This window comes from Mesorhizobium sp. C120A (assembly GCF_030323105.1).
GTDB lineage: Bacteria > Pseudomonadota > Alphaproteobacteria > Rhizobiales > Rhizobiaceae > Mesorhizobium.
Map to the genome: position 1 here is coordinate 5,081,236 of NZ_CP100476.1, position 15,106 is coordinate 5,096,341.

A 15,106-nucleotide genomic window follows, 5' to 3' on the forward strand; every position below is an offset into this window, starting at 1 on the left:
CTTTATTTACGACACGTGTCGCAACATTTCAAGGCCTGCGTTTGGGTCATTGCCTGGTGAGGTCAGGTGGAACACCGCTCCCTCGCACCCGCGCATTGACCTTGCTCCCCATTGCGCTACCCTCTGCTCTCGAAGCGGACGAAGAGCCGCATACCGGACCGTTGGGAGAGACGCGGCATGATCCTGACACTGGCGCTGCTTGCAGGCCTCGTGCTGGCCTGGCTGCTGATTGGCGCGATCGAGACGTTTCGTCTCGACCTGCGCTTTACCCAGGCGCTACTCTATGTGCCGTTCAAGCTCGCCTACCGGATCGATGACCGGCGCATCCGCATTGCCCGCAACGCGCCGACGCCGGTGATCTATGTGGTCTCGCACCAGTCACGCTTCGAGCCGGCGCTGATGCTGTCGCTGCTGCCCGACGACACGCTGCACATTCTCGACGAGGCCTCGGCGCGCTCGCCCTGGATGGAGCCTTGGCGCGAGCTTGGCCGCACCATCGCCTTCAACGCCGAGCATCTCTTCGTCAGCCGGCGGCTGGTCAGGGTGCTGAAGGGTAAAGGCCGGCTTGCCGTCTATCTGCCCGATGACGTCGAGCCCGATGTGAAGACGTTTCGCCTGTTCCGCGCCGTCACCCGCATCGCCATGCAGGCCGACGCCCGCATCGTGCCGATCTTCGTCACCGGCTCGCGCGACCTGCCGGTTTCCTTGACGCCAAAGAACCGGGCGCCGCGCCACTGGTTCCCAAAACTCTCGATCAGCGTGCTGGAGCCAATGACGATTGCCGAACTGGTGGCGCGCAACCCCGACCAGGCTTCCAACACCAATGCGTTGTTCGACCGCATCGCCGAGGCGCGGCTTTATGGCAGCAACCTCGATCGCGGCCTGTTCCTGGCCATGCGCGATGCCGCGGATCGCACCGGCGCCTCGCATCCGATCATCGAGGATGTGATCAGCGGCTCGCTCAGCTATCGAAAAATGTTCATCGGCGCGCGCGTGCTCGGCCGCCGTTTCCAGGCGGTGGCGGCGCCCGGCGAAGCGGTCGGGGTTTTGCTGCCCAACGCCAATGGCGTGGTGCTGTCCTTCGTCGGCCTGCTCTCGGCCGGCCGGGTAGCGGCGATGATCAACTACACGGCAGGGCCGGCCAGCGTAACCGCCGCGGTGCGCGCGGCAGTCATCCGAACGGTGGTTTCCTCGCGCGCGTTCGTCGAGAAGGCGGCGCTTGCCGACATCATCGCCGCGATCGAGGCCGGCGGCGCCAAAATGCTGTGGCTGGAGGATGTGCGCGCAAGCGTCACGACGCTGGAAAAGCTCGCAGCAGCGGTGCTGTGGCGGTTCCCGCTGCAGCGGCAGGATGCGGCCAAGCCCGCCGCAATCCTGTTCACCTCAGGCTCGGAAGGCACGCCCAAGGCCGTGGTGCTGTCGCACCGCAATCTCCACGCCAACGCCATGCAGGCCGAGGCGCGCATTACCATTTCGCCGTCCGACATCCTGCTCAACGTGCTGCCGGTTTTTCACTCTTTCGGCCTGACCGGCGGTACCATCCTGCCGCTGGTGACCGGGGTGAAACTGTTCCTCTACCCGTCACCGCTGCACTACAAGATCATCCCGGAGATCGCCCGCAAGGTGAAGCCGACCATCATGTTCGGCACCGACACTTTCCTTGCCAACTATGCCCGCACCGCCAAGGATGGCGATTTCTCAAGCCTGCGCTTCGTCGTCGCCGGCGCGGAAGCGGTGAAGCCGGAGACGCGGCGCGTTTATCGCGAGCGCTTCGATGCCTCGATCATCGAGGGGTTCGGGCTGACGGAGGCCGCTCCCGTCGTCGCCGTCAACACCGCCATCCATGGTCGCGACGGCACGGTCGGACGGCTGTTGCCGGCGATGCGCATGAAGCTCGAACCGGTCGAGGGTATCGAGGGTGCCGGCCGCCTGTGGCTCGACGGGCCGAATTTGATGATGGGCTACATGACCGCTGACCGGCCCGGCGAATTGCAGCCGCTGGACGGCTGGCACGACACCGGCGACATCGTCTCGGTCGACCGCGAAGGCTTCATCACCATTCGCGGGCGGGCAAAACGCTTCGCCAAGATCGCTGGCGAGATGGTGTCGTTGGGCGCCGTCGAGATGCTGGTGCAGTCGCTGTGGCCGGAAGAGCGCCACGCCGCGGTGGCGGTGCCGGACAAGAGGCGCGGCGAGCGCATCGTGCTGGTCACCACCGCCGACGACGCCGATCCGGAAGAACTGCGCGCCTTCGGCAAGAAGGCAGGTGCGGCCGAACTGATGGTGCCCAACGACATCGTCAAGGTCGAGGAGATCCCGGTGCTGGGTTCCGGTAAGACGGATTATGTCTCGACGCGGAACCTGGCGATCGAGAAGCTGGGGCTGGGCCTGGCGGCTTAGCGTATCTCCCTCCTTGAGGGGGAGATGGCCGGCAGGCCAGAGGGGGTCGCCTCGCGTGAAGCGCCGACGTCCTCTTCGCTCAAACGAGGTCGCGTCCGGGGCGTACCGACCCCCTCTGTCGCCTTCGGCGACATCTCCCCATCAAGGGGGGAGATAACAACTACCCAATATCCGACGGCGGCACTTTTTCGCCCTCGCGCTTGGCGCGCTTCGAATACGCCCGCACGCTGAAAGGCAGGAAGATGAGATAGCCTGCGACAGAGGCGGTCAGCGTGTACCAGGGATAGGTCATCAACAGCAGGACGTATAGAACGACCGCCAGGATGATCGGCAGCACCTTGTCGCCCGGCACTTTCAGGCTTTTGCCGGAATAGACCGGCAGCCGGCTGACCAGCAGGAAAGCGACCAGCACAGTGAAGCCGGTGGCGACGAATGCCGTCAGGCGGTCCGGCTCGAGACCGAGCCGGAGGAAGGACAGATAGAGCGGCAGCATAACCAGCACGGCGCCGGCCGGCGCCGGCACGCCGACGAAGTATTCGCTCTGCCAGATCGGCCGGTCATGGTCTTCGTCGAGCACGTTGAAGCGCGCCAGCCGCAGGCCACAGGCGATGGTGAACAGAAGAGCTGCGATCCAGCCGAAGGAGCCGGCGCGGTCGAGCAGGAAGGCGTAGAGCACCAGTGCCGGCGCGACGCCGAAATTGACGATGTCGGCCAGCGAATCCATCTGCGCGCCGAATTTGGATGTCGCCTTCAACATGCGCGCCAGGCGCCCGTCTATGCCGTCCAGGAAGGCGGCGAGCAGCACCATCACCACGGCCGGCTCGAAACGGCCCTCGAAGCCGAAGCGGATGCCGGACAGGCCGGCGCAGATGGCAAGTACGGTGACCAGATTGGGCAGCACCATGCGCATCGGAATCTCGCGGATGCGCGGGCCGCCGCTGCCATGGGCCTCGAACTTTTTGAACGGCGCGCCCACCGCTTACGAAATCCTGACGAGCGGGGTTGCGGCGACGCCGCCGAATTCGGCGAGCACGGTTTCGCCGCCGACCGCCGTCTGGCCGACGGCGACGCGCGGCACCGCGGTCGAAGGCAGGAAGACATCGACGCGCGAGCCGAAGCGGATCAAGCCGAAGCGTTCGCCGACGGCAATGGAGCCGCCGGTCTCGGCCCAGCAGACGATGCGGCGCGCCACCAGGCCGGCAATCTGCACGGCGACAACGATGCCGTTGGGACTGTCTATGACCAGCCCGTTGCGCTCGTTCTCCGAGCTTGCCTTGTCGAGTTCGGCATTCAGGAACTTGCCCGGCCGGTGCTCGATTTTGGTGATGCGGCCGCGCACGGGAGCACGGTTCACATGGCAGGAGAAGACATTCATGAACACCGAGATGCGGGTCATTTCGGTGTTGCCGAGGCCGAGCTCGCGCGGTGGCACGGCCGGGCCGACCGCCGAGATGACGCCGTCGGCGGGACTGACCACCAGCCTGTCATCGACCGGGGTGACACGCTCGGGGTCACGGAAGAAATAGACGCACCAGGCGGTCAGGATCAGGCCGATCCAGAACAGCACCGAGGAGAAATAGCCGAGGAACAGCGTGCCCGCACCAAAGGCGGCAATGAACGGATAGCCCTCGCGATGGATCGGAACGAAGGCATTCTTGATCGAGTCGACGAGGCTCATTGGCTGGAGCTCATGGGCTGGGGGCGGTCCCTGTTTCAGGTCCGGCCTCAATACCGGAAAGGCTCCGCGGCCGCAACGCAACATTGGGCAAGGCCGCATCGGCCGCAGCCGGCAGGAACGGTCACGTGCTTGCCTGCCGGCGGCTTTGCCGCCAGAGTTCATACCGCCGCTGGCTCAGTGCGCGGCGAAAAGGCCGACCGCCCATGATGCCAAACACAGGCAAAGCGTACCTTGTTGCCATACGACTGGCAGCCATGGGTGCCGTTTTGACCGTATTCCTGGCAGCGAGCGACCACGCAGCGGCGCAAGGCAAGCCATCCTTCGATTGCGCCAAGGCCGCCAGCGTGGCGGAAAAGGCCATATGCGCCGATCCGACCCTGGCGCAGGCCGATGCCGAGGTCGCGAAGAATTATGCCGCGCTGCTGAAGAGGCTCGATGCTCATGCCGGCAAGGCGCTGCGGGACGACCAAAGCGATTTCATCGCCTATCGCGATCAGATCGCCGGTTTCAACGAAAGTTCGCCCAAGAACCAACAGGCTTTCGATCTCGGCGAATTCCTGCGCGACCGCGCAACCTTCCTGTCCGGCATACGCAAGCCGGCTGATGGCGGCTTGATCGGCACATGGAGCAGCGTGCGCGGCAGCGTCGACATCAAGGCTGTTGGCGGAGGCAAGGTCGAGATCTCGGAAGAGGTCGTTTCCAATCCAGTCTCGGGAAGTGGGTCATGCGAGATCGACGGCACGGTCGAGGAGCGCAATACGCTTCGACTTGAGGACACCGACGACAACGACAACCCAACCGGTTTTGTCTTTACCTTCCGACGCGACGGCGATGCGCTTGTCGTCGAGCAGAGCGGCGCCGGCAAGGATGGCAGATCGGATCCCCTGTCATGCGGTGCCAACGGCCATGCCGATGGCACGTTCTTCCTGAGCGAAAAACAGTAAACCTGCTGTCGGCAAAACCACCCCTCACCCGTCCTTGGTGAGACGGCGATCATGGTTCCTTGCCATGATTGCGCACCCAACAAGGAGTTACCCCAAAATGCTGAACCAGACGCGTCTCGTTGCCGCCGGCCTCGCGTTCGGGGAGTCGCCGCGCTGGCATGACGGACGGCTGTGGCTCTGCAATTGGGGCACCGGCGAGATCGTCGCCGTCGATGCAGACGGCGACAGCGAGATCCTGCTCAAGATACCAGCCACCCTGCCCTATTCCATCGACTGGCTGCCGGACGGGCGGCTGCTGGTCATCTCGGGTCGGGATGGCTTGTTGCTGCGGCAGGAGGCGGATGGAACGCTGGCCACCCATTCCGATCTTCGGTCGCTGTCAAACAGCCCGTGGAACGAGATCGTCGTCGACGGGCGCGGCAACATCTATGTCAATGGCGGCGGGTCGGCGCCTGCACCGGGCGAGCATTTCGGGCCCGGCACCATCGTGCTGATCACGCCGGACGGCTCGGTTCGACAAGTGGCCGAGAACATCGCTTTCGCCAACGGCATGGCGGTGACGCCGGACAACAGGACACTGATCGTGGCGGAGTCGCATGCCAACCGGCTGACCGCCTTCGATATCGCGGAGGATGGCGGGCTTTCCAACCGCCGGGTCTGGGCCGATCTCGATGGCTTTCCCGACGGCGTCTGCCTCGATGCCGAAGGAACTGCCTGGTATGCGGATGTTCCCAACAAACGCTGTGTGCGGGTGCGCGAAGGTGGCGAGGTGTTGCAGACAGTCGATGCCGATCGCGGCTGCTTTGCCTGCATGCTGGGCGGGCCGGATGGCACGACACTGTTCATCGTCGCCGCCGAATGGCGTGGTTTCGAGAACATGATCAGCGATGCCCGCACCGGCCAGGTGCTGAGCGTCGAGGCGCCAGCACCTGGCACGGGCTGGCCCTCCTACATCTCAGGCAGACGCTGATAGTTGGCGATATCGGCCTTCACACCCAGCCGGGCAATGGTCTCCTGCGGGTTGAAGCCCGCCCGCTCGTGGGCCGCCTTGACGATCGGCACGACATTGTCGACGGCCGCCTGGTTTTCCCATTCGACAATGGTGACCAGGTTGAACTCACCCGGACCCGAAAATTGCTCGAGCACGAAATCCTGGACGAAGCCTTGCTGCAGGCGCAGCAGTTCATGCGTTGCCCTGACCTTGCGAAGGATTTCTTCACGGGCCTCGGCAGGAACGACGAATTTGTCGACCCTGAACACGGCTGCCTCGGCAAGTTTATCCATTTGAATCTGTCTCCGTTCTTGAACGACTTGGGTTCGGTGGCTCAGGAACGGGTTTGCGATCTCAACTTAGGTTGAGGTCAAGGGGAAATTTTCGGTGGTGATGATGGCGACGACGCTGCATATCACCCCCCTTGAGGGGGAGATGGCCGGCAGGCCAGAGGGGGTCGGTTCGACTGGATGCGCCCCCCTTGCGACCGATGAAGGTTAGCGCTCCACGCGCTGCGACCCCCTCTGTCGCCTTCGGCGACATCTCCCCCTCAAGGGGGGAGATCGGCGCTCCGCCGCCTAGCTCACCTCCGAAGTCCGCCTGCGCACAACCACACCCAGCTCATCGCTCTCGCGTGCAACTCGAAGCCTCTCTTCGGCTTCTGTCGCTTCGCGCTGGCGGTCCCACATCGACGCGTAGAGGCCATGCTTTTGCATCAGCTCGGCATGGGTGCCGCGCTCGGCGATCTCGCCGTCCTTGAGCACGATGATCTCGTCGGCGGTGATCACCGTCGACAACCTATGCGCAATGACGATGGTGGTGCGGCCCTTGCTGACCAGGTCGAGGGCGGCCTGGATTTCCTGTTCGGTGTGGCTGTCCAGCGCCGAGGTCGCCTCGTCGAGCATCAGGATCGGCGGCGCCTTCAAAATCGTGCGGGCAATCGCCACGCGCTGCTTTTCGCCGCCCGACAGCTTTAGCCCGCGCTCACCGACCATCGAGCGATAACCTTCCGGCAGCCGTTCGATAAACGGGCCGATCTGGGCAAGCTCGGCGGCTTTCTGCATATCCTCTTCGCTGGCACCGATGCGACCGTAACGGATGTTGTAGGCGATGGTGTCGTTGAACAGCACGGTGTCCTGCGGCACCATGCCGATGGCGCCGCGCAGGCTCGCCTGCGTCACATCACGGACATCCTGGCCGTCGATCAGCACCTGACCGCCCTGGACGTCGTAGAAGCGGAACAAGAGCCGCGAAATCGTCGACTTGCCGGCGCCGGACGGACCGACAATGGCCACCGTCTTGCCGGCCGGAACCTCGAAGGAGACGCCCTTCAGAATCTTGCGGCTGGGGTCGTAGGCGAAGTGCACGTCGCGGAACTCGACCTTGCCGGCTGTAACAGCCAGTGGCTTGGCATCCGGCTTGTCGGTGATTTCCTGCGGCACATCGAGCAGGTCGAACATTTGCTCGATGTCGGTCAGCCCCTGGCGGATTTCGCGGTAGATGAAGCCGATGAAATTGAGCGGCACCGCAAGCTGCATCAGCATGGCGTTGATGAAGACGAAATCGCCGACCGTCTGCGTGCCGGCCTGCACCTCCAGCGCCGACATGCACATGACGATGACGGTGCCGAGACCGAAGATGATGCCCTGGCCGAAATTCAGCCAACCGAGCGAGGTCCATATTCTGGTCGCCGCCATTTCATAGCGCGCCATCGAACGGTCGAAGCGCTCAGCCTCCATACCCTCGTTGTTGAAGTATTTGACGGTCTCGTAGTTGAGCAGCGAGTCGATCGCCTTGGTGTTGGCGTCGGTGTCGCTGTCGTTCATGTCGCGGCGGATCGAAATGCGCCAGTCGCTGGCGCGAACCGTGAACCAGACGTAGAGCCACACCGTGGCCGCCACCACGACCACATATTTCCAGCCATAGGTGTAGGCGAAGATGCCGGTGGTCAGCGCGAATTCGAGGATGGTCGGCGCCGTGTTCAGCATGATGAAGCGCACGATCGTCTCGATGCCCTTGGTGCCGCGCTCTATGATGCGCGACAGGCCGCCGGTGCGGCGCTCGAGGTGAAAGCGCAGCGACAGCTGGTGCATGTGAACGAAGGTGCGGAACGCGAGCTGGCGCACCGCATATTGGCCAACGCGGGCAAACAGCGCGTCGCGCAGCTGGTTGAAGCCAAGCTGCACCAGCCGCACGACATTGTAGGCGACGACCAGCATCACTGGCGCCAGCAGGAAAGATGGCAGCGGCGGCGGCGATTTGGCGTCGCCGGCCAGGGCATCCGTCGCCCATTTGAAGAAATAGGGCCCGGCAACCAGCGTCAGCTTGGCAACGACCAGAAGCAGCGTCGCCCAGGTGACGCGTGCCCTGAGATCGGGGCGGTCGGCCGGCCACATATAGGGCCACAGATTGCGCAAGGTGCCGAAGGTCGAGCTATCGGAAACGGTTTTTTCTGCCACTTGTCTTGCCTTTTGGGTGAGAAATCAGCGGCCGGAGCAGCAGGAATTGACGAGTGCGGTCAGCGATGCGGAAACGTCGGCGAGCGCGGCGCGGTCGAGTTGATAGCGCGAGCGCTGGCGGTCGGGCTCGAAGCGGACCAAGCCTGCTTCGACCAGGATTTTCAGATGCTGGGAGACCGTCGACTGCGCGAGGTCGAGATGGTCGACAACCTCACGGCAGCAGCAGGAGCGGCTGGCCGACAGATGTCTAAGGATCTCGATGCGCGCCGGGTGCGAGAGTGCGGCGAAGCGAGCGGCAACGGCGCGGCTTTGGGGCGGTGCGCAGTTTGCGTGGTCTGGTTCAGCGAGCGAGTCTGCCATCGTTCATCGGCGATAGACGATGAACGGGTGCGTGGCAAGCTAACCCGATGGGTAGAGCGACCTAATCTCCCCCCTCGAGGGGAGATGTCGCCGAAGGCGACAGAGGGGGTCGGTACGTCCTGACGCAACGTCGTTTGCAGCAAAGAGAAGGTCGGCGTTTTATGCGCGGCGACCCCCTCTGGCCTGCCGGCCATCTCCCCCTCAAGGGGGGAGATCAAGCGCTCGGCCGCTACTGCGTCTTCACCGGCGCCGTTGTCACCTGCTCGCCCATCGCCTTGAGGTCGGCGGCTTCGCCTTCCTTTGACTTTTCCGGAACCTTGAACACCTGCCCCGGCCAGATGCGGTCGGGATCGCTGATCTGGTCCTGGTTGGCGAGATAGATGGTCGAGAAGCGCACGCCGTGACCGTAGACGCGCCGTGAGATCCGCCACAGCGTGTCGTGCCTGCGGATGATGACCGCGCCGTCGGCATGTTCAAGCTTTGGCGCCACCGTCTCTGGCACATCGGGCGTTGCCGCCGCGACGACGGCTGGAACCTCAGCGGCAGGCGCTGCCGGTGCCGCAGGTGCCCCGGCAACCGCCGGGTCAGCCGGAGCCGGCGCTTCAGCCGCCGGTGCGGCTGGTGCGGATGCGGCAGCAGCTGGTGCGGGCTTCGCAGGGGCAGCCGCGATAGTGGCTGGCGCCGCAGGCTTCGGAGCGGCCGGTGCTTCGGCAGCAGCCGGTGCGGCCGGCTCAGCAGGCTTTGCTTCGGCGGGCTTGGTCTCGGTGGGCTTGGCCTCCGCGGGCGCCACGGCGGCGATCGCTTCGCCGGGTTCGCGCTCGAACGGCACGGCGGCGCGGGCCACGACCTTCACGCCGTCGGCGTCGAGACCGTCGACATGGATGGTGTAGCTGCCGACCGGGATGTCGCGCGTCGCCTCGACCAGGAAATGACCGTCGGGCGAGGTCACCGCATCACCAAGCAGGATATCGTTGGCATAGGCGCGCACCTTGCGGCCGGCGTCAGCCAGACCGGCGACGAAGATCTTGTTGCCGTCGATCTCGACCGCCTCGACGACGATCTTGGGTGCAGCCACGCCTGCCGCCGGCGGCGCTGCAGGTACTGCTGGCGCTGCAGGGGCAGTTGCGGCTTCCACAGCCGGAGCAGCAGGTGCTGTTTCAGCGGGAGCGGCAGGCGCTGCCGCGACCACGGCAGGCGCAGCCGTAGCAGGCGCCTCAGCGGCTGGGGCAGCGGCCTGATCGCCGGCGGCCGGTGCCGCGGGCTTGGTCTCAGGCGCCGGGACGCTAAGCAGCTCGGCCGGCTTGCCGGGTTCCTCGACCATCGCCAGCACCTGGCCGGCGGCGTCCTTGGGAACCGAAACGACGGCGGTCTGCACGGAAGGGGTAACCACATCGTCGGCCGTCGCGCGCAACGCAATCGTATAGTCGCCGGGCTTCAGCGGATCGTCGAGAACGATGACGAAGGCGCCGTCCGGACCGGCGACAGTCGAGCCAAGCACCGAGGAGCCGTTGAGGATCTCGATCTTCGAATTGGGCGCAGCATTGCCGGCAACGACGATCGAGCCGTTGCTTTCGACGCGCACGACGTCGAAGCTCGGCGCAACCGGGCCGGCCGCGGCCGGCGCTGGGGTTGTTGGGGCAGCAGCGGGCGCGGCAGGTGCCGCCGGAGCCGCAGCTTCGGTCGCGGGAGCCGTTGCGTCGGCAGGCGCGGGTGCTGCGGGAGCCTTGGCATCGGTGGGCGCGGCGGGCGCCGGCGGCAGCCTTCCCTCGGTCCCCGGATCGGCCGGCTTTTCAGCCGGCGGCGTCAGCGATGCAATCGCCGCAGGCGGCGTGGGATTCAGATACGGGTCGAGTGCGCCCGATACATAGGCGGTTCCGACGACCGCGATGGTCCCACCGGCCGCGAACAGAAACGCCTTCAATGGATTAACAGCCATATTTCCCCTACCCCTTAGCCACCTGAAGCCGGTCTAGCGTGTTTTGCCGGCACCGACAAGAAAAAGCCCGGGCTTGTCAGCCCTTGGGGCTTGACCCCGCATTCAGACCCAATCACCAATCACGAATGAACACGATTCGATCCGTCTGCGTCTATTGCGGCTCGTCTCCGGGCCGCGATGAAATCTATGCCAAGGCCGGGCACCTGCTTGGCCGCTCGCTCGCCAAAGCCGGCCTGCGGCTGGTCTATGGCGGCGGCACCAAAGGCATTATGGGCGCAGTCGCCGAAGGCGCGCTCAAGGCCGGCGGCAAGGTAACGGGCATCATTCCGCGCTTCCTCATCAACAAGGAGGCGACCGAAACCGCGCTTGACCGGCTCGACGAGTTGCTGATCACCGACAACATGCACGAGCGCAAGCACAAGATGTTCGAGAAATCCGACGCCTTTGTGGCGCTGCCCGGCGGCATCGGCACGGTCGAGGAAATCGTCGAGATCATGACCTGGGGCCAGCTCGGCCATCACCGCAAGCCGATCGTCTTCGCCAACGTTCAAGGATTCTGGGATCCGATGCTGGCGCTGCTCGACCATATGGCCAGCGAAGGCTTCATCCACACCGCGCAACGGGTCAAGCCGCTGGTGGTCGAAGACCCCGAGGCCATCGTCGCCGCCATCATGGTGGCGGGGTCGTCGGTCGATGCGCCGACGGAAGGCGTGCAGTCTGTAATTGACAAGATGTGAGGACGAAGCCGGCCTTGGCGCAGGCGGCCAGGAATTGAGCCCGGTTGGTGTCGTCGGCCTGGCGCACCAACTGCGCCGCGTCGTGCTGGCGCTCAAGGCTGCCGGCTACGAAACACTGGGCAACACCTGGATCGGCGACAGCAACAAGGCCAGCCTGGCCCAGAAGCAGAAGTCCAATGCGAAGCCACTGATCGACTGCATCTGCTTGGCAAGGATCTGTAGCGTTGGGGCAGCTGACTTCGATCTGTCCAGCTTTTCTTGAGCTCCGTCTTGTGCGCAATGTAAGCACGTTGGCGACGATTTCCATTTGCAGCCCGCTTCGCAGTTGGTTATCGGAGAACATTGGGCGGGAACGGAAATTTGGAGAGCGAGACAAAGGGGAGATGAATCCGCGCGAGCGATTGACGGCCGCGAAGGGCGAGATCGCGTCGGAACCAAGGACGGCGATCCTGGTCCTCGGAATGCACCGCAGCGGCACCTCGGCGCTCGGCGCCCTCGTCGCCGCGCATGGAGCCACGCCGCCGAAACATCTGCTGCCCGGGAGCCTCCACAATCCCAAGGGACATTGGGAAAGTACCCCACTCACCATCGCCGACGACCACCTGCTCACGGCGGCCGCCTCCTCCTGGCAAGATTGGCTGCCGCTAGATCGGCAGTGGCTGCAGTCGCCGGCAGCCGAGCGATTTCGGCCCATGATGACGGCGATCATTGCCAGCGAGTTCGGCGATGCCCCCCTGTTTTTCGTCAAGGATCCGCGGATCTGCCGGTTCCTCCCCTTCATGGCCTCGATCCTGGCCGATCTCAGGATTGACCCGATCGCATTTCTGCCTGTCCGCAACCCGCTCGAAGTCGCCTGTTCGCTGCAGGAACGGGATCAAATGGCACTGCCGACAGCGTTCATGCTGTGGCTCAGGCACGTGCTCGAAGCGGAGCATCATTCGCGACACATGCCGCGCTGTATCCTGCGCCACGAAGACCTGTTGAGCGACTGGCGACATCAGATGGACCGCGCGGCCAGGGAGACCGGAATCGTCTGGCCTGTCACGTCCGATCAGGCCGACGCCGCAATCGCCGAGTTCCTGGACAAGGACCTGCATCATCAGCGGGCCTCGGTCGCTGATCTGCAAAACCATCCGGATGCCACGCCATTAGTCCGCAGCGCCTATGCCATTTTGCGCAGTATGGCGTCTGAAGGCGACAGCCAGGACTTGCGCGACCAGCTCGACAGGGTGCGGGCAACGTTCGATGAGAGCTGCGATGTGGTTGGCAAGGCCGTTGCCGCAGGGAACCTGGGCGCTAAACGGCTACACGGCGAACTGGAAAAGGGCATCGTCGAGCGTGACGCCCTCGCTGACGCCCAACAGGCCCTCATCCGAGACCGAGACAGCTTCATGGCGGAGCGTGACGCGCTTGCTCACGCCCAGCAGGACCTCATCCAAGCCCGAGACAGCTTCATGGCGGAGCGTGATGCGCTTGCTCACGCCCAGCAGGACCTCATCCAAGCCCGAGACAGCTCCATGGCGGAGCGTGACGCGCTCGCCCTGGCCCAAGACGGCCTCGTAGCCGAGCGTAGCGCGCTGGCCAGGATCCGAGACGACCTGGTGGCGGAGCGCGATGCGGCGCTTGCGTCACGCAGCTGGCGATTGACTGGACCGTTGCGATGGGTGAGCTCCATTCGTCGGCGATAGCAGCAAACACTCTAAACGCTGCTCGACAAACTGTGATCGCCTGTCAAGAAACCGTCACACGGAACCCGCCTCCCTCGTGTTACGAAGGACGGGTCGGCATCCGCGCGTCGGCATAGTCGAAATCTGAACCTGGTCGAAATTTCTTGGCGAGGCGAGCCGTGAACATTGCTCTCAACGCGGAAGGCCTGTCGCCTTGCCTGCCCGACGAGCACGGGCTGTTCTTCATCTACCATTTCACCGCCGAGGGCCTGCGCACCAAGGACGCGGCCGAGGTTGCATGGACATGGCGCAGCTACCAGCTGTCCGACCTGCGCGCCCGTCATGAGATCGCCGCCGAGCAGGCTCTGCCCGGGCCGGTGCGCGAAGCTTTCCTCGGCGCCAGCCAGGGTTGCCACATCGATCTCGAGGATGCCTGGCTTTATGGCGACCTGCCGGATCTGCGCCACGACTATTCGGCGGAAGCGCGCGGGCTCGGCCATTTCCGTTTTGCGCTCAACGACAAGACGCTGATCGGCGCGCGCAAGCAGCCACTGGAATCGGTCGATCTCATCCGCAAGGCGGTGGAGAGCGGCTCGCGCAAATTCCGCTCCCCCGCCGACCTGGTCGAAGCGGTCATGGGCCAGTCGCTCGACGGCATGGCGGCCGAGCTCCACGGTCTTGGCGATACGCTGGACGGCATCGAGGACCGTATCGTGCGCGATGCCTGGCACGGCGAGCGGCAGTCGCTGGTCGAGGCGCGCCGTCAACTGGTGGTCATCCACCGGCAGATGGCGACGCTCACAAACCTTTTTCGCCATCTCGACCATTCGCATCGCAATGAGCTGCCCGATCGGATCAATGACATGGCGACAAGGCTCTCGCACCGGGCACACACGCTCTATCACGACGGCGAGCAGTTGCAGGCACGCGCAAGGTTGCTGCAGGACGAGTTGATGGCCAAGCTGACAATGCAGTCCAACCAGCTGCTCTATGTGCTGTCGGTGATGACGGCGGTGCTGTTGCCGATGACCATCATATCAGGCCTGTTCGGCATGAATGTCGGTGGCCTGCCCATGGTCAATACGCCGATGGGCTTCTGGGTGGTCTCGGCGGTTTCGATCGTGATCGCCGCGGCGACCTACATGTTCGTAAGGCGGCTCGGGCGGACGTAACGCCTCGATCCCTTTGTTTTCACTCAATTCCCAAGGGAACGCGACGCGCTTTTCCTGGAATGCCCATCACGCCGTAGCGCGAAGATCCTCGACGATGGTGCCGGCGGCAGCGACCTCCGCCTCATGGTCCGGCTCCCGCCAGGTCTCGGCGAGACCCGCCGCATACCATTCCTGCATGGCCGGCAGGCCAAGCAATTGCGGGGGACAGGCTGCAGCTGCCCCTTCGAAAGACAGCCCATAGGATAGCACACGGAACGCCACCGGAGCAAAGAAGGCGTCGACGGCGGTAAAATGGCCGCCGGCAAGGAACGGCCCGCCGAACAGGGCAAGGCCATCGTTCCAGAGATCGCCCAAACGGAACAGATCCTGCTTCAGCGCGTCCGACATCGGCAACGGTTTCACCCGCAAGCCGCAATTCATCGGGCATGCGCCGCGCAAGGCCGTGAAACCAGAATGCATTTCGGCGGCGGCCGAGCGCGCCCAGGCTCGCGCCTTGGCCTCGGCAGGCCACACACCATGGTGGCGCTCGGCGAGATACTCGGCAATAGCCAGCGAATCCCAGACAGCCCAGCCGTCATCCACCAGGCAAGGCACGCGCCCGCTGGGCGAGAACGCCCGGTAGAGATCGAAACTGGGCCCGGTCGGAAACGGCGTCAATTGCTCCTCGAACGGAATGTCGAGGGTGCGCATCAGCACCCATGGCCGCAGCGACCATGACGAATAGTTCTTGTTGGCGATATGCAGCACGTACATCGAAAGGCT

Annotated in this window: 14 protein-coding genes; 7 read left to right on the plus strand and 7 right to left on the minus strand. The window is 64.4% G+C overall.

The genetic code is table 11. The annotated features are described in order from the left end of the window. The first annotated feature begins 177 nt into the window (after positions 1–177). On the plus strand, positions 178–2,400 hold the full coding sequence (locus tag NL532_RS24990) for an AMP-binding protein (RefSeq protein WP_023829036.1): 2,223 nt from the start codon (positions 178–180) through the stop codon (positions 2,398–2,400). A 160-nt stretch (positions 2,401–2,560) separates the two neighbouring features. On the opposite strand, the gene pssA is transcribed toward NL532_RS24990, so the two are convergent. Together pssA and NL532_RS25000 are read right to left on the minus strand one after the other, a co-directional pair. Then, on the minus strand, positions 2,561–3,376 hold the full coding sequence (gene pssA / locus NL532_RS24995) for a CDP-diacylglycerol--serine O-phosphatidyltransferase (protein WP_023672701.1): 816 nt from the start codon (positions 3,374–3,376) through the stop codon (positions 2,561–2,563). A gap of 3 nt (positions 3,377–3,379) precedes the next feature. Further along, entirely contained in the window at positions 3,380–4,240 is an 861-nt protein-coding gene (locus NL532_RS25000; protein WP_348524271.1) for a phosphatidylserine decarboxylase, read from the minus strand. Positions 4,241–4,332: 92 nt separating this feature from the next. Between NL532_RS25000 and NL532_RS25005 the strand changes: the two genes are divergently transcribed. Together NL532_RS25005 and NL532_RS25010 are read left to right on the plus strand one after the other, a co-directional pair. After that, entirely contained in the window at positions 4,333–5,022 is a 690-nt protein-coding gene (locus NL532_RS25005) for a lysozyme inhibitor LprI family protein (RefSeq protein WP_050588142.1), read from the plus strand. Between the two features lie 97 nt (positions 5,023–5,119). Further along, complete coding sequence (locus NL532_RS25010) at positions 5,120–5,992, plus strand: SMP-30/gluconolactonase/LRE family protein (RefSeq protein ID WP_031197140.1); 873 nt, start codon at positions 5,120–5,122, stop codon at positions 5,990–5,992. Here NL532_RS25010 and NL532_RS25015 read toward each other — a convergent pair. The 4 genes from NL532_RS25015 to NL532_RS25030 form a co-directional block, all read right to left on the minus strand. Next, positions 5,971–6,306 (minus strand): antibiotic biosynthesis monooxygenase, encoded by a 336-nt coding sequence (locus NL532_RS25015; RefSeq protein ID WP_023685667.1) that lies wholly within the window; start codon positions 6,304–6,306, stop codon positions 5,971–5,973. The genes NL532_RS25010 and NL532_RS25015 overlap by 22 nt on opposite strands. 285 nt (positions 6,307–6,591) lie before the next feature. Further along, positions 6,592–8,472 (minus strand): ABCB family ABC transporter ATP-binding protein/permease, encoded by a 1,881-nt coding sequence (locus NL532_RS25020; RefSeq protein ID WP_023826914.1) that lies wholly within the window; start codon positions 8,470–8,472, stop codon positions 6,592–6,594. Between the two features lie 24 nt (positions 8,473–8,496). Then, positions 8,497–8,832 carry an ArsR/SmtB family transcription factor gene (locus tag NL532_RS25025; protein ID WP_023672695.1) on the minus strand — a complete coding sequence of 112 codons (336 nt, stop codon included), beginning with the start codon at positions 8,830–8,832 and terminating at the stop codon, positions 8,497–8,499. 229 nt (positions 8,833–9,061) lie between these two features. Then, positions 9,062–10,768, minus strand: coding sequence for a LysM peptidoglycan-binding domain-containing protein (locus NL532_RS25030; protein WP_286487489.1), 1,707 nt, complete (start codon positions 10,766–10,768; stop codon positions 9,062–9,064). Positions 10,769–10,893: 125 nt separating this feature from the next. Between NL532_RS25030 and NL532_RS25035 the strand changes: the two genes are divergently transcribed. The 4 genes from NL532_RS25035 to NL532_RS25050 all read left to right on the plus strand — a co-directional run bounded on the left by NL532_RS25035 (position 10,894) and on the right by NL532_RS25050 (position 14,344). After that, positions 10,894–11,505: an LOG family protein gene (locus NL532_RS25035; protein ID WP_023673582.1), complete on the plus strand. Its 612-nt coding sequence runs from the start codon at positions 10,894–10,896 to the stop codon at positions 11,503–11,505. Next, on the plus strand, positions 11,492–11,767 hold the full coding sequence (locus NL532_RS25040) for a hypothetical protein (RefSeq protein WP_023727585.1): 276 nt from the start codon (positions 11,492–11,494) through the stop codon (positions 11,765–11,767). The genes NL532_RS25035 and NL532_RS25040 overlap by 14 nt, the downstream gene beginning before the upstream one ends. A 121-nt stretch (positions 11,768–11,888) precedes the next feature. Then, positions 11,889–13,193, plus strand: coding sequence for a sulfotransferase family protein (locus NL532_RS25045; protein WP_023829038.1), 1,305 nt, complete (start codon positions 11,889–11,891; stop codon positions 13,191–13,193). Between the two features lie 158 nt (positions 13,194–13,351). Continuing rightward, positions 13,352–14,344 (plus strand): transporter, encoded by a 993-nt coding sequence (locus tag NL532_RS25050; RefSeq protein WP_023673579.1) that lies wholly within the window; start codon positions 13,352–13,354, stop codon positions 14,342–14,344. A 66-nt stretch (positions 14,345–14,410) separates the two neighbouring features. Here NL532_RS25050 and NL532_RS25055 read toward each other — a convergent pair whose 3' ends face one another. Further along, on the minus strand, positions 14,411–15,097 hold the full coding sequence (locus tag NL532_RS25055; RefSeq protein ID WP_023829039.1) for a glutathione S-transferase family protein: 687 nt from the start codon (positions 15,095–15,097) through the stop codon (positions 14,411–14,413). Between the last annotated feature and the right edge of the window lie 9 nt (positions 15,098–15,106).

Excerpts from the sequence above, each read along its gene's own strand:
- NL532_RS24990 (WP_023829036.1), top strand. The coding sequence starts at position 178 with ATGATCCTGACACTGGCGCTGCTTGCAGGCCTCGTGCTGGCCTGGCTG.
- NL532_RS25000 (WP_348524271.1), bottom strand. The coding sequence starts at position 4,240 with ATGAACTCTGGCGGCAAAGCCGCCGGCAGGCAAGCACGTGACCGTTCC.
- NL532_RS25005 (WP_050588142.1), top strand. The coding sequence starts at position 4,333 with ATGGGTGCCGTTTTGACCGTATTCCTGGCAGCGAGCGACCACGCAGCG.
- NL532_RS25010 (WP_031197140.1), top strand. The coding sequence starts at position 5,120 with ATGCTGAACCAGACGCGTCTCGTTGCCGCCGGCCTCGCGTTCGGGGAG.
- NL532_RS25015 (WP_023685667.1), bottom strand. The coding sequence starts at position 6,306 with ATGGATAAACTTGCCGAGGCAGCCGTGTTCAGGGTCGACAAATTCGTC.
- NL532_RS25025 (WP_023672695.1), bottom strand. The coding sequence starts at position 8,832 with ATGGCAGACTCGCTCGCTGAACCAGACCACGCAAACTGCGCACCGCCC.
- NL532_RS25030 (WP_286487489.1), bottom strand. The coding sequence starts at position 10,768 with ATGGCTGTTAATCCATTGAAGGCGTTTCTGTTCGCGGCCGGTGGGACC.
- NL532_RS25035 (WP_023673582.1), top strand. The coding sequence starts at position 10,894 with ATGAACACGATTCGATCCGTCTGCGTCTATTGCGGCTCGTCTCCGGGC.
- NL532_RS25045 (WP_023829038.1), top strand. The coding sequence starts at position 11,889 with ATGAATCCGCGCGAGCGATTGACGGCCGCGAAGGGCGAGATCGCGTCG.
- NL532_RS25055 (WP_023829039.1), bottom strand. The coding sequence starts at position 15,097 with ATGTACGTGCTGCATATCGCCAACAAGAACTATTCGTCATGGTCGCTG.